Genomic DNA, 22,011 nt, shown 5'->3' on the forward strand with positions numbered 1-22,011 from the left:
CTAATCTCTTACAAACAAAACGAATAAGAAAAACAAATTATATACTGATGAAAAACAACTTTACTCAAATCCAGGGGAGCAATTCCGTGCGCAAACTCCCGCGCTACTCAAAAATCTATCAAATGCTGTTTTTTGGTATTTTAACGGTGCTCACTTCTATTGGTGCCTGTAAAAAAGATGATTTCAAAGATGAAATCGTTGGACTTTGTCCGGTTGTTGTTTCAACTGACCCCATGGACAAGGCTGTTGATGTACCTTTGAATAAAGTGATTTCTATAACCTTTAATACGGATATGGATTCAACAACTATAAATAACCAAACACTTACCATAAAGCAGGGCACAACGGCCGTTGTAGGTAAGATTTCGCCCACAGCGAATTTGAAAGTATTCACTTTTACGCCCAATGTACCGCTTAATCCGTTTGTATTATACTCAGGCACCGTTACTACAGGAGCCAGGGATGTATTTCATACCGCTATGGAGGCTGACTATTTATGGAGCTTTACAACGATTCCATTAGTAAGTCTAACGGCAAGTCCGGCTATTGGCGGTGTGCTTTCAGGCGCGGGGGCATTTGCCTTGAACTCATCCGTTGCGGTTACTGCAGTACCTAATGCAGGTCATACTTTTACCAGCTGGACAGAAAATGGCACCGTAGTTTCTAACAGTTCGAGTTACCAGTTTACCCTTACAAACAACAGAAATTTAATTGCAAACTTTACGTTGATCCCTCCAGGCAACTTTGCGGTTAACTTATCATCCAGTCCTACTGCAGGTGGTACAACCACTGGCTCGGGTGCTTATCTCATCGGTACTTCTGTTACAGTTGTTGCGGCGGCCAATGCAGGATATACTTTTGTAAACTGGACAGAAAATGGTAGCGCCGTATCTGCAAGTTCAAGTTATCAGTTCACAATTATTGCCAATAGGACCTTGGTTGCCAATTACAAGGCGATCCCGGCTACTCAATTTGCAGTAACTTTAACCTCCAGCCCTGTTGCAGGCGGTACAACTAACGGAGAAGGTTCGTATCCTTCAGCCACTTCGGTTACCATTACATCTGCTGCAAATCCAGGTTATACCTTTACGAATTGGACGGATAAAACCACCGGGCTGCCCGTGTCTACGAGTCCAAGCTATACATTTGCTTTAGCAGGCAACAGGGCGTTTGTCGCAAACTTTGCACTAAATAATTATACTTTAACTGTTACCGCGATTAATGGAACAGTAACCAAAACACCTGCACTGGCAAGTTATAACCCTGGAGCACTGGTTACGCTTACAGCTGTACCAAATGCAGGCTATTTGTTTACGGGTTGGAGTGTAGATGCTACAGGCTCTACGAATCCATTAACGATAAGCATGACTTCAAATAAAAATATCACCGCTAGTTTTGCCGCAATCCCGGCAGTAGGAATAGGGCCAGGTGCTATAAATCTGGGTGGTGCAGGAGATTTATCAATATTGACAAAATCAGGTATTTCAACCACTGGTGTTACTTCTGTTACTGGTGACATAGGCGTGAGCCCGGCAGCTGCAACTGCCATTACAGGCTTTGGGTTAATCATGGATACCAATGGTCAATCAGCTCATACGCCAATTGTAACCGGAAAAGTATATGCATCTGATTATGCCGCTCCGACTCCCGCTAATATGACAACAGCGGTAAGCAATATGGAAACAGCATTTACGACAGCTAATGGCTTAGTTACCCCAGCACCTATTGTAGGCTTATACGCCGGAGATATCAGTGGCAGGATATTAACTGCGGGGCTTTACAAATGGTCTACCGGTGTATTGATATCAAATGCAGGCGTAACATTAACAGGCGGACCTAATGATACCTGGGTATTCCAGATTGCGCAGGACCTTACCGTTAACAATGGTGCTAAAATTACTTTGTTAGGTGGTGCACAGGCCAAGAATATATTCTGGGTGGTTACCGGACAAGCTACGCTTGGATCTAATACTGATTTTAGTGGGATTATTCTGAGCAAAACGCTGATCTCTTTAAACACAGGCGCAAAAGTTACAGGCAGGTTACTGGCACAGACCGCTGTTACCTTAAACGCCAGTACTGTTATTCAACCCTAGTCATACAAACAACCTAAAAAATCAGTTATGTTATCCATATATAAAAACCTAAATAAAGTCCTTATTTTTTCACTGGCAATCGTTTTGATTACCGCAAATGCAAGTGCACAAACCGAAAAACCTAAATGGTCATTCGGCGTGTCAGGAGCAGCCAATGGCAATTTCTTTGATGGGACAACCCAAAGGCTCAGTAATTCCCGCATTGTTCCAACAGCGTTTCATAAAGGAAAAGGAATCCGTCCCTTTGGGTCTATATTGGCCGAATACCAGCCTAGCAACAAATGGGGTATTGCCCTTAATTTCGGGTATGACGGGCGCGGTGGTAAGTTTGATGGCGTAACTGCCCCATGTAACTGTCCGGCAGACCTTAAAACCAATGTAAGTTACTTAACGGTAGAACCTTCACTTAAGTTTAGTCCTGGCGGTGGTAATTTCTACCTTTTTGCCGGTCCGCGTGTGGCCATGAACTTACAGAAAGATTTTAATTACACCCAGCTTAAACAACCCAATACCGATGCCGAATTTTCGGAAGTGCGTAAAACCTTAATTTCCGGTCAGGTAGGAATAGGATATGATATCCCCGTTTCTGCTCCGGAAAGCAATACCAGGTTTGTGATTTCGCCCTTTGTTTCCTATCATCCTTACTTCGGACAAGATGTAAGAGAGATTGAAAGTTGGTCGATAACAACAATACGTGCCGGTGTGGCATTAAAATTCGGGAAAGCCAGAAAAGCTGTACGCGCAAGTCAACCTGCCCCGGTTGCTCCTTTGCAAGAAGTGAGCTTCTCTGTACGTGCGCCAAAAGAAATCCTGGTAAAGCGTGCAGTTAGTGAAACGTTACCATTGCTTAACTATGTTTTTTTTGATGAAGGCAGTGCGGCCTTACCAGACCGTTATACGCTTCTTTCAAAAAATCAGGCAGTTGATTTTAAAGAAGTCCAGCTTCAAAATGAAGTTGTAGCAGATAAGGCAGGACGTTCAGGAAGGCAGTTATCTGTTTATTATAATATCTTGAACATTGTCGGTGCCCGTATGAAAGCGAATCCTGAGATCAGTATTACTTTAAGTGGGGCTTCAAAAGCTGGTCCTGAGGAAGGTAGGAAATTTGCGGCTGCTGTAAAAAACTACCTGACTACAATATTTGAAATACCCGCATCAAAAATTGCAATAAATGGCCGTACCAAGCCAGTTGATCCTTCTGAACAACCCGGAGGCACAAAGGAACTGGAATTGTTAAGAGCCGGCGACCGCAGGGTGGACATTCAAAGTACATCTGATAAATTGATGATGGAAGTGGGTGGTGGAATGATGAAGCCGGTGCAGATCAATACAATGCAGACAGACTCTATGGACAGTCATGTTGTATTTAACGTAAACAGGGCAACTGAACTGCTCAAATCTTATACAATAGATTTAACGGACCAGCAGGGACAGGTTCAGCGTTTCGGACCGTTTACTAAAAACCAGGAAAGCATAGCTGCAAAAAGCATACTTGGCACCAACGAAAAAGGTGTTTACAAAGTAGTGATGCTGGGTGAAACAAAAGAAGGAACCAAAACACAAAAGGAAAGTACAGTTCAGTTACAAAGCCAGCAGGAAATACTTCAAACCGGGAATAGGTATAGTGTATTGTTTAATTTTAACAAAGCCAATACTGCAGCTGCTTACGAACAGTTTCTAACTGAAGTGGTCGCACCTTTGATCAGTAATGGTTCTACTATTACTATTCGTGGCTATACTGATATCATCGGCAGTGAAGATTATAACAATAAGCTTTCTCAAAAACGTGCACAACAGGCACAACAGATACTTGAGCAGGCATCAGCCAAAGCTGGAAGAAGTAATGTAAGCTTTGAAACCCTGGGGTCAGGAGAAGACAGTGCAAGTGCACCGTTTAATAATAACCTCCCTGAAGAACGTTTTTATAACAGGACTGTTATCATTGATATCGTTTCAAAAAATTAAGTTTAAAATATTTTAAGCAAGCCGCTATTAATTTAGCAGGCTTGCTTTTTGATTTTTCAAAAAAAGCTTAGAGAAATCTAATACTTTCCAATTACGACGAATTATAATTCAACTTCATTAAACGTACTAATTGTTTTTTCTTGATCATATCTATTTGTTTTTATAAAGATCCAGGATTCGCATTAAAACTTATGGTAAATTTCCATGATCAACCTGTTCCAGGTAGTAAATTACCTCCCAAATATTTTTTTTGTTTTTTAACACGAATGCAGCAGTGGCAACACGATGATCTCGTAAAAATTTCCGTTTAAGAGCTTCCTTATTATGTATCATCAATGGTTATCTAACTTGTTATGTGGAAAAGCAACAATGGTATTAAAGTTCATTGAACTTAAACTCAAATCCGACTCCACGTACTGTTTCAATTACGATCCGATCATCTTCGAGGAGGTATTTACGCAACTTACTTACAAATACATCCAAGCTGCGTCCAGAAAAGTAATCGTCACTTTTCCAGATCTGTAATAGTACCTCTTCCCGTTTGATCAGCCGGTTTTTGTTCAGATAGAAATAACGAAGCAGCAGGGCTTCCTTTTCAGTCAGGCGGATATTACCAGATTTGTGTATGAGCAAAAGGCTCTGATAATCGAACTTATATTGGCCTAGTAATAGAATATCTGGCAGAAGTGCTTCAGCCTGTTTACTGCGTGCTAAGATATTTTTTATCCGCAGAACGAGTTCCTCTGCTTCAAAAGGTTTAACAATATAATCATCAGCACCTAGTCTCAAACCTTTAAGTCTATCTTCTTTTTGGTTTCTTGCTGTCAAAAAAACAAAGGGCATAGCGGGATAAATAGCCAGCACCTGGTCTGCTAGTGTAAAACCGTCCATAATCGGCATCATTACATCCAGTACACAAATATCAGCGGTATCCTGCTTTAGATATGCCAATGCATCCTGACCATGGAACTTCCAGGTCACCTGAAAACCAGCAAGTTCAAGATACTGCTTCAGGATGCCACCAAAATCCAAATCATCTTCAGTCATTAAAATATGTTTCATACGATGGGTATAGTCATTGTAAATGTAGATCCTTTACCTGGGATGCTATGTATGCTAAGCGTTCCAGCATGTGCGATCGCTATCTGGCGAGTGTAGTACAAACCTAGACCCAGGCCCTTCGTGTTATGAAGATCGCCTTTTTCTACACGGTAGAACTTCTGAAAGATATTACTAATTTCTCTCTGTGCAATGCCGATTCCATTGTCAGATATTATAAAATTGCAGTTGTTCTTATTTTCTACAACGGTAAATGTAAGTTGGGTACCACCATATTTCACAGCGTTTTCCAATAGATTTGTCATCGCTGTGGTAAGGTAAAAAGGATCCGCGAGAATTTCCTTGGGCACCTCTTCCAGTTTAAGAAGAAGTTTGATTTCGGGATGTGCGGACTGGAAGTCCTCGAGCAATTTTTCAAGGAAATCCATTAATGGTATTTTCACTTTATGAATGATCAGGTCCCCCGAGACTTCTGTATGTGTCATCACCTGATCAATCAATTTCTTTAACCGACGGTACTGGCGATCGATAACATTTAATCCATTTAAGCTGATACTGTTCTCTTCCTTTGCTAATAATTGTGATCTAACAGTACTCACCGCAACACCTATTGTCGCTAAAGGGGTATTGAATTCATGCGTTATGTTATTGATAAAATCGGTCTGTATGTCCGATATCTTTTTCTGAGTAATCAGACTTCTGATGGAAAAATAAAAAAGCAGGATGACCACAGTGAGTAGGAACACTGAAAAGATAAGCAGACCAAGCATTTCAGAAAGAATATTATTCCTGCTACCATTAATAGTAAAGCTAGACCGTGAATTAAAGTTCCGCACCAAAGCTCCACCAACATCATTACTTGTGGTCAGGTCATGAAGAATCAAGTCGTGAAGAATCAGGTCCTGGCCATTGATTTTGCCATTCCCAAACCAGTGTTTATTCCTGATCTGAAGCTGAACACCTTTTCCTTGAAGGGAAACCTGTCGGAAAATTACAGCATAAACTGTATTGTATTTTTCTAAAATTTTATTCTCCTGAATATAAGTACTGACCTGTTTGCTAATCGCGGCTGAACCATTGTTTAAAAACGCCGCAGCGGCTTCAACACCTTTTGAACGTACAAGGTTTTCCGTTTCCAAAAACCACTTATTTCTGATCGAATCAATATTGATGGTCCTTTCCATATGGATGAGTTCTGTCCGAACTGCGATTTGTGCCTGCTGTTCTTTCAGCACATAGGTATTGTAAATAAAATAAGTCTGTATGGCAGTTAAGGCCAATATAGCTACACTGCAGCACCAGATCAGATATTTTATCTTACGTTTCATATTTCAAATATATTCTACTGCCACCATAATCACACATAACTATCCAGTTTTAACATTCCGTTAACCAAGCATTAACCAAAAGCAGGTCTAGCGCTCCAGAAGTTTGTGGCAAGCAAATCAATCATATCATGCGTATATTTCTTTCTCTACTGTTATTACTGCCACTGGCAGGATACACCCAAAAATTCACTTTGTCCGGCCGAATTCAGGACACAAAAGGTCTTGCTGTTCCTTATGCCAGTATCACACTGAAAAGCATACGGGACACCAGCTTTAAGCGTCTCACTATTGCGGCTTTAGATGGAGGCTATAAGTTTGCCGAACTGACTAAAGGAAGCTATAAAATATTGGTCAACACGGTAGGTTTTCTGCCTTTTGAACAAGCCTTTTCCATAGAAAATGACCTAAATTTATCGAGTATCAGTTTAATAGATGAAGTATCTCAGCTTGCGGAGCTGCAGGTTGTGGCGGTTAAACCAACGATTACCCGCAAAATCGACCGGGTAGAATTCAGTGTAGAAAACACGGCTTTGTCATCCTCCAATGCCTGGGAAATCGTAAAACGCGCACCTGGAATCCAGTCTGCAGGAGGCGAACTCTCCCTACGCGGGAGTAAATCCATATTGGTAACCATCAATGACAAAAAAGTCTATCTGTCTGGTGATGAGCTCAAGGCCTTTCTAGAAAGCACTAATGGGAATGTGGTCAAATCTGTTGAAATCATTACCAACCCACCCGCCAAATACGAAGCATCAGGTACTGCGGTCATCAATATCAAATTGATGAAAAATCTTCAAAGTGGTTATAAAGGTTCAGTAAATAGCAGCTATACTCAAGGAATTTATGCCAAAGGAGATTTAGGTACGAGCCAGTATTTTAAAGCTGAAAAATTTGCCGCTTCCGGCAATTATACTTTTGGAAAGGGGATTTTTTATAACAAGATTAGTGAAATTGCTAATTACACCGCCCAGCAGCAAACCTGGTATGATGTATTGAGTCGAAAAAATTATCGTGATGCCGAACACACCTACCGTTTAAACCTGGAATACGCTCCTGACAGTCTCAATACAATTACCATGGGTACAAATGGCAATATCGCTAAAAAAAATCATGCCCTTTATCTGATACCCACCGAAATTTACCAGAACGGCCAATATTTATCAAGGTTTGACACCCAGAACGAAAGGTTCACGCCCCGTAGTAATCTAGCTTATAATCTATCATTTGAACACCGTTTCTCGGCCAAAGAAACACTGAATTTTGCAGCAGATTTAACAAATGACCATAACCAGACGGACCAAAATATCAGCACCGTTTATTACGAGCCAGATTTATACATCAACCAATTTAAAAACAATAACAACCAGAAAATCAAACTGTTCAGCTCACAACTGGATTACCGTAATGACATGCCTCTTTTTCAACTGGAAAGCGGTCTCAAATACAGTAAGGTGCAAGCAAACAACACACAAGATTTTCAACATAACCTTCCGGATGGTTTTGGCACTGATCCTGAACTTAGTAATGCCTATGATTATACCGAGTCGGTAATTGCAGGTTACCTCAGTTTAAGTAAAGAAATCAAGAACTTGAGCCTGAAGGCAGGATTGCGTGGTGAATATACGGCTACACTTGGAAACTCGGTTAATCCAAAGGAGATCAATAAGCAAAACTATTTTAATCTCTTTCCAACCATTTTTATCCAAAATAAGATAAACAACAATAACACCTTAGGTTTATCTTATGGCAGAAGGATTACACGTCCCCCATACAGTTACCTTAATCCATCAAAATTTTATTTTAGCCCAAATTCATACCTAATTGGAGATCCGAAGTTAAAGCCAGCACTCACTGACCAGATTAGCATCAGCTATGCGTATAAAGGTAATTACCGAATGGAGGCTTATTACATGAATGAAAAACATCCAACAATTCAGCTGCCTTACCAGGATAATGCAGCGAATATCTTGATTCAAAAGGTAACAAATGTCCCTGGGAACCAGTATTACGGCATTGATTTCAGTGCGAGTTTCCAGCCGGCCCCCTGGTTGGCACTTGAAATACAGGCCGGACCTAATCATGTTGAAAGTAGCTTCAAATTAAGCGACGGATCCACCCTGTACAACCGTATTAATGCTTTAAATGCCAATATAGACCAGCAATATACCATTAGTGAAAAAAGAGGTTTTAGCGCGGGTGTAAATTTTAGCTTTATTACAGGTGGTGTGCAGGGGCCTGCCAAAATAAGTTCAATGAGTAGCCTGAATTTCAATGCCCGTAAAAAACTATTTAATAACAAAGCTGAGATTAGCTTAATGTTGTCCGATGTTTATCGTGGTGAGACCTTGACTGTTAGTTCTAATTATGCTGACCAAAACAATTCATTCACCTATTATGGCGATACCCAGAATATTCGTTTAAGCTTTAAATATAACCTGGGCAACAGTACGCTAAAAAGCAAACCTGTTAAGGAAAAAACCACTGAGCAGAAACGTCTTTAAGTTGGTTTATGCTTTAATTCACACTGGATCATTCCAGGAGAGCTTTGCAATGTCATTAATAAACTTCTGATGATCAACAACAAGGGGTCGCTCTTAAAAGATCGACCCCTTGAGTTATTAAAAATGATGGAGCGTTGTATTTATGGTTAAATTTTGATCTTTCTTGTTTCCCAACTGTACTGGACTGAAACTTAACCTTTTCCGTTTTGACTAACTGCCACTTACACTAAGCTCGATTGCTCCCGCATTTTTAGTAGACTGCACCAGCACAACCGGCTTCCCGCTGAAAAGCTTCATTCTTGGCAATTCAAAACTCTCCAGAGAAATAGCATCTCCATTACATACCGACTTAAATACCCTTTCCCCAAACACACTAAATTGAAGTGGAAGCGTAGCTATCGGACATGGGGTTCAATCTTTATCTATCATCGATTATTTGCCGATACACAAAACACAACACATTAAAAATCTAATGATTACAACAACAAAGCAACAGAATAGATTCTTCATTATCATCCGTTGTTATCTATACGGTAATGTTGACAAATTGTCCAAATATACTGTGATCAAGAGAGCTAAACACCTCATTTTACCTAAAACACCAGAAAAGGCTTTTGCTTTAATGTCTATGCTGTAAAAATAGTACACCTACCAGGCAGGGCACTATAATTACCAGTAACACCAACAAAACATTTTTTATGGTTATCACTTTATAATCTTTTGGATAATCGTTAACTATTACCATGGCTCGTTTGTGGGTCTAAAATAAAATAAACACTAACCCGTAAACCATCATAAAGGGCATTAGATGCAACTTATTTGTAAGATAGTCTTAACTTACACCGGTTGGCATTATCTTCATATAAGCTTCTCTGGTGGTGCAACCACTCACACAAAACGGGCCTTCTACATTCAATGTCACTGTTTTCAGGTTACCCTTGTTGTCCTTCAAGGTAATGGAAGTACCAATAATACCTTACACTTAAATGAATTCGATATAATTACTATGCTTAGTATATTTTATGTATTCTTTACGCTCATGACTATTGGGCTCAAAAAAACGTATTTCTATCGCATCATAACCAACACCATCTTCTTTAACAGTTACGTCAATTATTATCGCAGCTACTTTATACTCTCCTTTTTCCACTTTCTCCCTAAAGCGTTTCTCTAACATCGAGATTAACTCTAATGAAGAAGGAAATTCGCCATCCAAATATGCAGACACAGGGACAAGTTGATCATTTTTATCAATGCAGGTTCCAAATGGATAAAATTCTCCACCATCTAATAAGAATGTCTGCACTTGTTCTTTTATTAAACTTATTAGGTCTTCAATACTATATTTTCTCATAAGAAATCTTCTTTTGTATGTGTTCGTTGCACAGGTTTAGCTCCTGGGGGTATAAGCATCGGATTAACTACTTTTGTATTATCGCTTTTTGCAGCCGGTGCAATTTGGTAAGTTTTTATGTCAAATGATGAATTTTTCAACGGCTTAGATAAGCCTGCTCCTTTATTTATTATCAGCTCAGGTTGAAAACCATTATCATTAGAAAACTTCTCTTGCAACCTCAGCTGCTTTGTTAAAATCACCATCGGTACCCTTTCATATAACCCTGAACACCACAGGTAACCAGCAGCCTTTGTACCATATAATGAACAATGACACCCACAGGAATGATAGAATCAAACTCGGCATAAAGTGTAAATTATTCCAATTCATCATTCTACGGAACTATTTCCAGCCGCAACTGACCCGGAGAAGCCTTTCAGGCTTTCACGAATAAAAGCGACAAACGCTCCGTAACCATATCTATATAAGCTTGGCCCTGCGCGACTGAATGAAGGAATGAATTATTCGCCAATTTAGGTAAATTCGTATATCTAAGTTGCCCCCATTTCATTGTAACTGTAAGCTCCACCAATGTAACTACGGGGCGCATTTACCTGAGTACTAATTTTAGCCAGTCTCACGCCTTATTATAAATAATAGACTCAATTACCTTCAGTTCAGTTTATGTAGATTTTTTTTTCAATACTTTTCTTTTTCGTTCAATCACAACTATACACGTAGATTAACGCATCATTCAATTCCAAATTAATAGAATCATTCCTTTTTTACTGAATTAGATCATCAATTGGCCGATCCAATGATTGGGATTCATGATAAACTAATTTCCCCTGTGCACTCCCCAGAATCCCTTCTTCAACAGCTAGTCACTAAGATTCATAACCATAATTATCTGAACAGTTATTGTTGATAATATCATTATAAGTTACAGACAAGAGCGCATTGCTGTTTATAGGCGTGGGAAAACTTAATTTTTATATCATTTTATACTATTCCTCCTTGTTTCACAGAACGAAACATTGGAGTCTAAATACCCCTAATTGTTACGCTTCCACTGATTGGCGACTTACATTTTATCGAAATAAAAAGCCAAAGCCCAAAATCCGATGAATGTACTTATGATGTAAAATATACCCAGTGTTATGATTAATGACTGTTGATTTTTAAATTTCTCATCGTAGACGTTAATAATTATTTTATAATTTTCTGTTTTTATGAAATACCATTTATTGAAGAAATAGCATCCTATAAAAATTAGAATTACAATCCAATGCAATTTGTGTATTGCAAACTTGGAGTTTAGATATGTGAAAAACTTCAATAAAGATAATCCAGTGATAATATTAGTCATTATTAATCCCGCCAAAAAGGAACTTGCTAAAAAATGGTCGATTTGCTGCCTTCTTGGTACAAGCTTAAAGACTCTATACACTATGTAATATAAAAAATTTAGAATTATCATTTTAAAAAGTTTTCCTCCAATGTTTTGCCATTATAAAGCCACGATCCTACTTGACCAGCACCATAAATCAGAGCTCCTCCTGCAACAAAAGGTGCTGCTGCTGTTCCTGCTGTAAAAAAAGCTGCGCCATACAATACAGTGGAAATTCCGAAATTTACATGAGTAGCAGTAGATACTTTTTCTTTATCGCCTAAATCAGCCAGGTAGGAACCAACCGACAATACATATCCTAAAGTACCGAGTTTCTTGCCTAATTTAGTTACATGACCTAGAGTACTTCTTAAAGCTTTAGCTGTTCTTTGAGTACCAAATCCTAAAAATCTACCTATTGCTTGAGGTCCGTTGTTTTGGCGAATCGCTTGTAGACCCAATTCAGCTGCTCCCCAAACCACGCCTCCCAAATTCATTACTTGACCAAGTTCATTACCAAATCCAGCTTGTACTACTCCCCCCTTATTAAAATCACCGATAACCCTTTTTCTATCCGCTACAATATTCACCTGTCTAAGCGTAATACCCGGCATTATGAATCCACTCGAATTCATAACACTTGATTCACTTGGTCTGACTCCATAAATAGTATTCTGCCAGGAGCTGAAGATATCGTTATAACCAGCTCCAGCAGCGAAAGCTTCATTTTGACTAGAAAAGTTATACCCACCACTCGATGCAGACCAGCTTCCACCATTTGGAACTTTCCCGCCACCTCCAGAATCTTCAAAAAATTGTCGTAAAAATTTTTCTATATCCGCAAGTGCATCTGCACCAGTCGGGTCAGAAAATGAAACAGGGTTATTAAACACAAATTGATATACAGAAAAATCGCTATACTTCACTGACATTGGATCGATTCCATTAAACCGGCCAAGAACTGGGTCATAATCTCGAAAGAAAGTATTATACAAATCTGGATCAAAATCAGCAATCCATTCACTTCCTCCATTAAATAGTGAAGTATTAGGATTGCCTGGCTTAGATATCGGGGCATGCTGCATTCCAAATGCATAATAACTACTTTCCTGGCGAACCTCTGCCTGTCCATTAAAACCTTCTTCAAAACTGACTCTAACATTATTCAGATGATCACGAATAAAATACTCTTACTTCACATTACCTCCAGAAATCCTAACTCGTCCCTCAGCATGTGTAACCGCATTTAAGACACTATTTTCATATAAAAATCCATCTATGTAATCTTGCTGTTTCAATAGATTTCCATTCTGATAAACCATTTTTTTAATCTTTTCACCTCCTGAGGTGTAACTAAACTCTATGTATTTAGAAGGATCGGAAAGATAGGAAATCTTACTTACTTTCCCTTACTTTAAAAACAACACCATCCATCCACACAATCATATATACCGGATCAAGTGGACGATTCTGCCAGGCTATAATATCATCAGTTACTCTTGCTGTTATGGTGGAAATGGTAGAGGGTGGTAAACGAAAGTCATACAACTCACGTAGCTCTTCTTCAATGTCAGCATTGGACATTCCCCCCATTTACACAGTTTCTTGGATACTGCCTTTTGAAAAGGGAGTCTACAATCACTGGAACTCCAAGTGTCCCCTATAACTTCTAAAAGAAATGAATTGTCTCTATATGGGATATCCTGCAATTGATATACCATAAGTTAAGTCAACATTAACAATTTATACAACTATACCTACTCCCGCTAACGATTCTCTATTTTTGCTTGCTTTTTTTCAATATATTTTATTCAGACCGTACTCAGCTAGGAATAAATTGATGCTTCACTGCTATTTTCAGTTTTATCATCTCTTTCATAACTTCATTAATTAATAAAATCCCATGACCAGCAGATTTTCCAGATCCAAAGAATTCATGGGTTCTTATAATTATTTAATAACTCAACATTTCTGGTTTAGGAAAAAAACAAGACCAAAAGGCATATAAAACTAGATTTCTTATATCGCTTATTTAAAATATAAAAAATCCTACCAGCAATTTAAAAAGTTAAAGTGGAATTTCAATCTTTCCCAAATTATTTCCCTCAAAGTCAACAATATAAAAGCCATTATTATTCTCTTTAGTATAAACAACCGATTTTTTTTTATTAAAAAAATTAACTGATGAAATTTGATCATTAGATTTAGCTATCAATTTAGCAATTTTAGTTTTCAAGGGCATGATGTAAATCTCATATGGAGCTTCAAACGCTAACATATCATATTTTTCTGAATACAATGGAGAGACATAAAATGAAATATTTTTTCTAGGATCATTCACAGGATTAATACTAACCAGATGTTTAGGATTTGATTTTGAGATTATAATCATTTCTCCCTTAGGTGCGTCGGCTACATCCATCAGTAAATGATCACAATCAATTTCTGATACCCGGAATATACCATAGGAGTACAAATCAGTAATCTTTTTTATAGACCCATCGTCTATCTTTAAAGAATAAACATCAGTACCATGGAGCTGATTTCTCCCTAATGGTGATCCCTTACCAAATTCAGCTGATTGAATAAAATAGATCTCATTAGAACATTTAGAAAGAACGGCCTCACTTATATTTTTCTGATTTCGAGTTAATTTCTTTCGATGTGTGCCATCTGAATCAGCAATGTAGATATCATGATAGGCCGGATTAGAATTGGCGCTTCCAATAAATACCATCTTCTTTCCGTCATTACTATATTTTGGATTAAAAAAACTACTATCCTGAGTTGCACCTATAACTTCTTTAAATTGAGTTCCATTTATATTTATCTCATAAATTGCCCCTCCTCTTTTGTCATACAATGAGAAAAGAATTCGACTATCATCCTTTGATACATCAAACAATCCTATTTCTACAATAGGTTCATTAGTATATTGACAAGAGTTAAAAAAGAGAATAATAAATATATAAATCAGTATAGTCTTCATATCAATTAGAACTTTTAAATAGTGGTGTAATTTATTAAAAACAATTAAAAGGAAGGGAATAAAAGCTATTGTGAGAACTCATTACCCAAAGTCTTACCAATACCAATCGGAATAAATAAATTAGCGACTAAAAAAGACCAAACCATTTGGTTCGGATCCGCTATAATTGGTTTTCCTGTAGTTGGATCATTCATAAGTGCTAGTCCTACAGAAAACACATTTGCAGCACCCACTCCCAAAACTAAATCATCTATAGCGACCCTTCGATCTGTGAAAGCTCCTTTTATTCCAGACGCTCCCTTCTTCCAATATCCTAGATCGTGAAATTGTGCCATTGCATCTATCAGATTAATTGGCTTCATTAACTTTCCATCTTTCAAAAGCAATTTATATGGATTGGCATCTGGCCCGTCTGGTCCAGGGCCTAGAAAATTGCCATAAAAAGGCTTGTTACTGACACTTTTTGAAGTTTTTCTTCTATCCGCTACAATATTCACCTGTCTAAGCGTAATACCCGGCATTATGAATCCACTCGAATTCATAACACTTGATTCGCTTGGTCTGACTCCATAAATCGTATTCTGCCAGGAGCTGAAGATATCGTTATATTCAGCTCCAGCAGCGAAAGCTTCATTTTGACTAGAAAAGTTGTGCCCACCATTCGATGCGGACCAGTTTCCACCATTTGGAACTTTCCCGCCACCTCCAGAATCTCCAAAAAATTGTCGTAAAAATTTTTCTATATCCGCAAGTGCATCTGCACCAGTCGGGTCAGAAAATGAAACAGGGTTATTAAAAACAAATTGATATACAGAAAAATCGCTATACTTCACTGACATTGGATCGATTCCATTAAACCGACCAAGAACTGGGTCATAATCTCGAAAGAAAGTATTATACAAATCTGGATCATTATCAAAATCAGAAACCCATTCACTTCCTCCGTTAAATAGTGAAGTATTAGGATTGCCTGTCTTAGATATCGGGGCATACTGCATTCCAAATGCATAATAACTACTTTCCTGGCGAACCTCTGCCTGTCCATTAGCACCTTCTTCAAAACTGACTCTTACATTATTCAGATGATCACGAATAAAATACTCATACTTCACATTACCTCCAGACATCTCCAACCTCAGTCATTTCCAATGATTCCTCAACTTTTCCTGGAGTATCCATATAAAATACACCAGTCTGCTTACAATGCTTCTTTGCAATCTTATTGGCAATTTTAGCTAGGGTCTTTGTTGCCCCAATACCAATACAAACCGGAACCCCAGTATATTTAAGAATGCGGGCTCGTAGTTTCAAGGCAATATCTTCAAGGTTATGATGCTTGAAAGAAGCAAGATCACAATAACACTCATCGATAGAATATATCTCCTGATCGGGAAAGGTATCCTGAACGATTTTTGTAATCCTTCGCATCATGTCCTGATAGAGGGGATAATTGGATGAACGCCACCACAACTGTCCCAACTGCTGTTTTTCACGCATCAGAAAGAATGGTGTACCCATCTTAATACCCAACTCTTCTTTTGCTTCATTACTTCGACTAATGGCACAACCATCGTTATTACTCAATACACAGCCTGCTTTACCCCTTAATTCGGGCTGGAACACCCTTTCGGCACTAACGTAAAAGTTGTTCGAATCTATTAATGCGAGCACTGTTCCTCCTTCTTTGATCTAATACACTGTGTGGCACTACTCCCCATATTTCAAAATGAGTAGTGGTAGTTCTCTCTATGGGTTTAAAATAGGTATTGTCTGGCATTAGATATTCTTTGCCATTATTGGTAAAATATGACCTAAGAATAAACTCATTGTCAATGATCCCTACGACGATGTCTCCTGATTGTGGCGTCAACGATTTATCAACCACAAGCAAATCTTCCGGATAAATACCTGAGCCAACCATACATTCTCCTGTGACTTTCGCAAAGAATGTTGCTGCCGGATATTTGGAGACATAATCATTAAGATCTATCCGGGCTTCCTCATAATCGGCTGCAGGGCTTTCAAAGCCGGCATGTATTTTTTCAGCGAAAAGTGGTATGAGCGTATGCGCAATTCCTCTTCTGAACAGCTTTATCTCTTCCATGATTGTAATATTATTGACCACAAAGTTATGCTAATATTTTTAGTATAATCAATAGAATTACAAAATATTGAACAACAAACAGACTCTTACCCAAGCAACTAGGAACTAGATTACAAGCCCATCCGCAGGGCTTTCACATGTATGTGAGAATTCAGCACCCAACTATTCAATCAAAATAGCTAATTTTTTAGCAAAATATCTTTGTTTTATAAATCACAAGATGCCTAGTCATTCTCTTAATCCACGGGGTTATTAAAATATAATATTTATTCCTGCTATTTTATAATTAGTATCTTGAATTTATCATTCAAGAATTATATGAAAAAACAACTACTCATTTTAACCTTTATCTTAATTGTTCTTTTCGCCATTTCCTTAGCCGCGGTATCAATTGTACTTCAACCTGCATTTATAAAAGGATATGACCTTACAATGCCAAAGACTGCAAACATTGGAACTTCCCTTAGTGGTATTGTATCGCCATTTTTCACAGCCATCTCTTCGATTTTAATATTCTTTGCGTTGATGAAACAGATTGAATCTAACAAGGATCAACGAATTAAATCAGATGGTGACATGATATTCTTATTGTTAAACCAGCTGGATTTAGAACTAGAGAGCTATTCATACGAAAACAAGCGTGATGGTGGTGCAACACAACTTAGTACTGGATATTATGCTTTTCTTAAAATGCTAAAAGGCACCCAATTTAATTTTCATGAGACAGAAGAAAAGTTCTTTGAGACTGTACACGGACATAAAGTTATACTGCTGATTAAATCATTCAAAATGATAGAGAAACGAATTGAACTGAGTCGCCTAAGTACTGATTACAATGACGTGTTTTATTATAAACTATATAACTTTTATCAAACCAAATTAAGGAACTCTTTACGTTTCCTCATCGAGAATAACAATTTCAGAGAGAAAACCAATAAAAAGCCAGTTGCCTTCATTCTTTCTTTTTACGACTATAGCAATATAAAAGCAAAGAAATATCTTGGAGAGTATGATCTTTCTTAACTCCAAAAATCATAATAGTATAATTATCACCTAAATAACTTAGGTTTGATAATTTTAGCAATTAACAATAAATTATCCAATAGCACAGTGAAGGAAAAAAAAGTATATTATTCACGAAGAACAGGTAAACTTAATGATACAGCAGAATTTACGCTGAAATTATTGAAAAAATTGTTTCTAGTTACCTATAATCAAATGCATAATGATGGTTACTTTCAAAAGTATTTCGGAATGTATTGTGTTGACGCAGGTGAAACCCCTGGAGAATTAGGAAGTGATATCCCATCTAGAATTTTCATTGATCTTAGAAAAGATACATTATGGCCAATTCATAATAGCATAGATAATTATACTGAAGATGATCTATTTGATATCATCGAATATCTACATGATTATTGTTCGAAACCACTAGAGGGGAGTTATCATAGTTGGAATGATTGCGGATGGCATTATTCTACATTTGATGATGAAAACGGTCAAGCAGAGTACCGTCTCAAAATTAACGGTTTGTTGGCGGACTATCAAACTGGTTTTGAACTGAATATCAACGGTGAAATATTGAATCTAGCAGATGACAACTTACAACCATTATTTGATGCTGTTATTCCTTCAACAGACAAAGAAAACATTAACTTGAAGGTTGAAAACGCTGTAGCGAAGTTTCGACGACATAAGGCAACATTAGACGATCGACGTAGTGCATTAAGGGACTTAGCTGATGTTCTAGAATATCTACGTCCAAGTATTAAGGAGTCCTTGATGCTCAACGATGAAAAAGATATCTATAACCTTGCCAACAATTTTGGAATTAGACACCACAATACCAATCAGAAAGTCAAATACGACAAAGCAATCTGGTATAGTTGGATGTTTTATTATTACCTAGCGACAATTCATGCATCCATTCGATTAATCGCTCGGCAGTAGAAGATTTAATGAATCCAGAGCCAATCAATATCGCAGGTTATCAAAATAACACACTTCGCAACTACAAAAGAAATAGCCTTCAAGGAGTATTAACGAACTAGCTGTGATTGTAAAATAGTAATGACTGGGATAGATTCAAGGGCGAAGAAGCAGTTTTGAACCGAAACACTCAACTTTGAAATACTTATTATGATTATCAAATGAATGAAATAACCAAAATCGAAAATGCACTAGAATTTTCAACAGCCAAAGATAATTTGCTTGATATTTTAGGAGGCATCAGTGATTACTCCCTAGAAAAGTTTTTAGATTTCGGTGATGGTATTCCAATAATATCCTACATCACAAAAGGGTTAAAAGCGTCACTAGCTATTAGAGATTTTCTATTTATGGAAAAGGTAGTGGAGTTCTTAAGAACAATTGGGGAACAACCAACCCAGGAAAGACGCAATATGATAAAAAAGATTCAAGATGATGATTCTTACAAGGAGAAGTTTGGCAAAGTATCACTGGTTGCTATTGAACGTTTTGATGATGTAGAGAAATCTAAACTCCTGGGTCAAGCTGCAAGATATCTTTCAATGGGTGAAATCACTTTCCCTCTTTACAAGAGAATAAGTTTTATTCTTAGCAGGTTATATGTATCCGACATATATACGTTTGCTGAAAATAAATCGAGGATAGATTCCTTGCATTTTGTTGCTGATTTGGAAGCTTTAGGACTTGTCAAAACTAGCTATGGCCTAGTTAAAAATCATTCAGACCCCGGAGATGGTGTAGGATCTAGCACAAAAATTACTGATTTGGGCAAATTGGTAAAATGCATAGCATTAAAAGAGTCGTTAGAACTACAAGTACCAACAGGTATCATTGGAAAAGAGACGTTCGTGGAAAGATTGAGGATGAAATTTCCTTAAATGGTTCTCGTCTTAATATTAGCCAAAACGTATATTTTTAAGCCTATTGTCATTGCATTTTTTGATGACTTCTTTAGCTCCTACAACTAAAAAAAATTGCTGAAAGCAATCAATAATTTCTCCTTGTTGCGTGATATTTAGGTATATCGATTTTGAAATTGAACAATTCAGTAAGTTGTAGTTCAAGCGCTTTACAAACTGCTATTAAAACACTAACAGAAATATTATTCTGCGAATCCCTCTTTTGCCTTTAAATCATCGGTAGTAATTTACCCCCAATTTTAGCCCCATTTAGGGTAATTAAGGTGATTTAAGAGGAATTAAGATACATTAAGCGCAATGATTTACCCTCAAATTTTTAGGGCATAAAAAAACGCATTCGAGTTACAAATGCGTTACAAAAGTCAGAAAAACAAAAGCATAAATCCAAAGATATGGACAAAATAAATCGACATAACTCATTAACAATAAGCTATTTAGTTATCATTACTTGTCATAATTATGTGGTAATTATCATCGGTTATTTCCCGATACACATAACATAACTACATGAAAATCAGTTAATTACAAAAATAAAGCGACAAAAGAATAACTGATTTATCATCCGTGGTAATCTACCCCATAATGTTGACAACTAATGTAAATATACTGTAATCAAACTAGTTATCTATATAAAATAGCTTAATATTTAAGAAAAGTGATCACCATACTTATAAAGCTCACAAACTACTCCAAATAGCAACATTTTTGCTAGTAATACATACCACCCTGATTATATGACATTTAGTCTAATTAAGTTCAAGAAAGGTTTTACGGTTGGAATATGCGCTGGCTTTGGAAGTGACTGGAAGATAAATTGATCTACGACTTCGTATTTGCAATTAACTTTAGTAATCTCTGAAACTGCATGTAAAATCACCGGCAAATCCCACCCCTGATTGTTGAATTTCTAGTAAAAATCTCTACATCACAATTTATTTACTTTTGGCATGCATGATTACAATTAGTTTGTTTATCAACAACTTGCACAAACACATCCATCATAATAATAGTGATTTCCAGCCAAAAACTAAATATTTTAGCATCAATCCAAAAAACATACTACGAAGTTGTTGATAAAATAAAATTATCAAACAATAAGTGTGGAACAAAAGATGCAAGGTATAGATCATCACTTAACTCTAAAATAATATCATGCCTACTAATAACAAAAAAACCTCGAAACCAATTGCAAGTGAGGCTTCGGAAATCTTAAGAAATCCAAATGCTTCAACGACGGCAAAAAAACTTGCTGGGTCGGCCTTATCGCAATATTCAACTGGAAATCAAACAGGAAGCTCGATGGAGGACTTGGCTTCTAAGGTGCTTTCTAGTGAAAAATACATTGAACAGACAAAAAAATAGCTGGCTCAGTATTAAGTCAATCCAACAAAAAACGTTGAAGAATTACAGCTAAGCGTTAAAAACAATCCGATATGGAAAAAATCACAATTGGGAATATTGTGGACTTTAGAAACAGATCGTCCGCCTCACAAATATCATTAATAAATCAACTGAATCGTCCAAAGAATCCCGAAGAAAAATCTGGTGGACACTATTGGGTCAGTGCATTAAGCGCAATAAAAAATGCGGTTAAACTTGATAACCATCAACCTATTGCAGATAAAATAAGCATACTTGAAGATACATTGGAAACTGAACAGAAGCATATCAACAAAGTTCGGTGGCAGAGGAACATCGACATGCTTCATCGCTTTGAAGATTATGATTTTTCTCGACTACAGCCAAAGTCTAAATTTAGGATTTTGAAAGGGTTGGATGAAAAAATCCCATTGATCATTCAGGGATTGCCTATCAAAGTTACCCCTGACGTGATTTTTGCTTTTGAGGACAATGGGGTAAAGAAAATTGGTTCAACAATGTTTGTGGGTAAACTTAAAGAATATAACCTAGAGGATTTGGCTATGTTTAATGATGCTTTATATCGCTATTTAACGAAAAATAAGGATCAGGATTTCGAGGTCTGTAAAGATTGTTGCATTGTAGTCGACGTGATAAATCTAAATTTTGTTAGCTTTTCACAGATTGCAAGCGGAAAATTGACTACACATCTGGAAAATACCCTTAAAGATATCAAACGACTGGCGAACTAGTAATTCGGCCAGTGTTTCGGTATATTTGACTATTCTGTAATGTTCTACAAATAAGTATAGATGTCTATTTTTTTGCAGTTATTGGAACTGGCCAGAAACAGATAACTAGCTCCAGGGAAGCGCTGGAATACTACCGGACCTAAACGGTAGGTCTAGTAGCTGCAGGTCTGGGAAACTACAATATTTTTTCATCACTTTTTCAACCCAAAATATAATACTGATA

The 22,011-nt window shown here is 37.4% G+C and carries 19 protein-coding genes; 8 read left to right on the forward strand and 11 right to left on the reverse strand.

All coding sequences use genetic code 11. The features are described from left to right. The first annotated feature begins 47 nt into the window (after positions 1–47). Entirely contained in the window at positions 48–2,096 is a 2,049-nt protein-coding gene (locus K7X70_RS10190; protein WP_222536956.1) for an ice-binding family protein, read from the forward strand. Between the two features lie 27 nt (positions 2,097–2,123). After that, positions 2,124–4,061, forward strand: coding sequence for an OmpA family protein (locus K7X70_RS10195; protein ID WP_222536957.1), 1,938 nt, complete (start codon positions 2,124–2,126; stop codon positions 4,059–4,061). Between the two features lie 375 nt (positions 4,062–4,436). Here K7X70_RS10195 and K7X70_RS10200 read toward each other — a convergent pair whose 3' ends face one another. Next, complete coding sequence (locus tag K7X70_RS10200; RefSeq protein WP_222536958.1) at positions 4,437–5,123, reverse strand: response regulator transcription factor; 687 nt, start codon at positions 5,121–5,123, stop codon at positions 4,437–4,439. Next, on the reverse strand, positions 5,120–6,448 hold the full coding sequence (locus K7X70_RS10205; protein WP_222536959.1) for a sensor histidine kinase: 1,329 nt from the start codon (positions 6,446–6,448) through the stop codon (positions 5,120–5,122). Before K7X70_RS10205 ends, K7X70_RS10200 begins: the two co-directional genes overlap by 4 nt. A gap of 128 nt (positions 6,449–6,576) precedes the next feature. On the opposite strand from K7X70_RS10205, the gene K7X70_RS10210 reads away from it, so the two are divergent. Continuing rightward, the gene (locus K7X70_RS10210) at positions 6,577–8,949 is read left to right on the forward strand and encodes an outer membrane beta-barrel family protein (RefSeq protein ID WP_255607064.1); all 2,373 of its coding nucleotides are present in this window, start codon (positions 6,577–6,579) and stop codon (positions 8,947–8,949) included. 210 nt (positions 8,950–9,159) lie between these two features. Here the strand turns inward: K7X70_RS10210 and K7X70_RS24545 are convergent, their stop codons facing one another. The 9 genes from K7X70_RS24545 to K7X70_RS10255 all read right to left on the reverse strand — a co-directional run bounded on the left by K7X70_RS24545 (position 9,160) and on the right by K7X70_RS10255 (position 16,768). After that, a complete protein-coding gene (locus K7X70_RS24545; RefSeq protein ID WP_222536960.1) occupies positions 9,160–9,321 on the reverse strand; it encodes a hypothetical protein in 162 nt (53 codons plus the stop codon). A 610-nt stretch (positions 9,322–9,931) separates the two neighbouring features. Further along, positions 9,932–10,303, reverse strand: a complete 372-nt coding sequence (locus tag K7X70_RS10220; RefSeq protein ID WP_222536961.1) for a hypothetical protein — start codon at positions 10,301–10,303, stop codon at positions 9,932–9,934. Beyond that, positions 10,300–10,548 (reverse strand): hypothetical protein, encoded by a 249-nt coding sequence (locus K7X70_RS10225; RefSeq protein WP_222536962.1) that lies wholly within the window; start codon positions 10,546–10,548, stop codon positions 10,300–10,302. The genes K7X70_RS10220 and K7X70_RS10225 overlap by 4 nt, the downstream gene beginning before the upstream one ends. A gap of 1,213 nt (positions 10,549–11,761) precedes the next feature. After that, positions 11,762–12,856, reverse strand: a complete 1,095-nt coding sequence (locus tag K7X70_RS10230) for an RHS repeat domain-containing protein (RefSeq protein ID WP_368388685.1) — start codon at positions 12,854–12,856, stop codon at positions 11,762–11,764. Positions 12,857–13,070: 214 nt separating this feature from the next. Beyond that, complete coding sequence (locus K7X70_RS10235) at positions 13,071–13,268, reverse strand: transposase (protein WP_222536964.1); 198 nt, start codon at positions 13,266–13,268, stop codon at positions 13,071–13,073. A 475-nt stretch (positions 13,269–13,743) separates the two neighbouring features. Beyond that, on the reverse strand, positions 13,744–14,664 hold the full coding sequence (locus K7X70_RS10240; protein WP_222536965.1) for a TolB family protein: 921 nt from the start codon (positions 14,662–14,664) through the stop codon (positions 13,744–13,746). 65 nt (positions 14,665–14,729) lie between these two features. After that, positions 14,730–15,791 (reverse strand): RHS repeat domain-containing protein, encoded by a 1,062-nt coding sequence (locus K7X70_RS10245; protein WP_222536966.1) that lies wholly within the window; start codon positions 15,789–15,791, stop codon positions 14,730–14,732. After that, on the reverse strand, positions 15,778–16,335 hold the full coding sequence (locus K7X70_RS10250; protein ID WP_222536967.1) for a Y-family DNA polymerase: 558 nt from the start codon (positions 16,333–16,335) through the stop codon (positions 15,778–15,780). The genes K7X70_RS10245 and K7X70_RS10250 overlap by 14 nt, the downstream gene beginning before the upstream one ends. After that, positions 16,298–16,768, reverse strand: coding sequence for a LexA family protein (locus K7X70_RS10255; RefSeq protein WP_222536968.1), 471 nt, complete (start codon positions 16,766–16,768; stop codon positions 16,298–16,300). Before K7X70_RS10255 ends, K7X70_RS10250 begins: the two co-directional genes overlap by 38 nt. A gap of 318 nt (positions 16,769–17,086) precedes the next feature. Between K7X70_RS10255 and K7X70_RS10260 the strand changes: the two genes are divergently transcribed. The 5 genes from K7X70_RS10260 to K7X70_RS10280 all read left to right on the forward strand — a co-directional run bounded on the left by K7X70_RS10260 (position 17,087) and on the right by K7X70_RS10280 (position 21,788). After that, positions 17,087–17,791, forward strand: coding sequence for a hypothetical protein (locus K7X70_RS10260; protein ID WP_222536969.1), 705 nt, complete (start codon positions 17,087–17,089; stop codon positions 17,789–17,791). A 45-nt stretch (positions 17,792–17,836) separates the two neighbouring features. After that, complete coding sequence (locus tag K7X70_RS10265) at positions 17,837–18,718, forward strand: hypothetical protein (protein WP_222536970.1); 882 nt, start codon at positions 17,837–17,839, stop codon at positions 18,716–18,718. A 200-nt stretch (positions 18,719–18,918) separates the two neighbouring features. Further along, a complete protein-coding gene (locus K7X70_RS10270) occupies positions 18,919–19,635 on the forward strand; it encodes a hypothetical protein (RefSeq protein ID WP_222536971.1) in 717 nt (238 codons plus the stop codon). 1,194 nt (positions 19,636–20,829) lie between these two features. Beyond that, positions 20,830–21,039: a hypothetical protein gene (locus tag K7X70_RS10275; RefSeq protein ID WP_222536972.1), complete on the forward strand. Its 210-nt coding sequence runs from the start codon at positions 20,830–20,832 to the stop codon at positions 21,037–21,039. A 71-nt stretch (positions 21,040–21,110) separates the two neighbouring features. Beyond that, positions 21,111–21,788, forward strand: a complete 678-nt coding sequence (locus K7X70_RS10280; protein WP_222536973.1) for a hypothetical protein — start codon at positions 21,111–21,113, stop codon at positions 21,786–21,788. Positions 21,789–22,011 lie beyond the last annotated feature (223 nt).

Source organism: Pedobacter polysacchareus, assembly GCF_019802255.1.
Classification (GTDB): domain Bacteria; phylum Bacteroidota; class Bacteroidia; order Sphingobacteriales; family Sphingobacteriaceae; genus Pedobacter; species Pedobacter polysacchareus.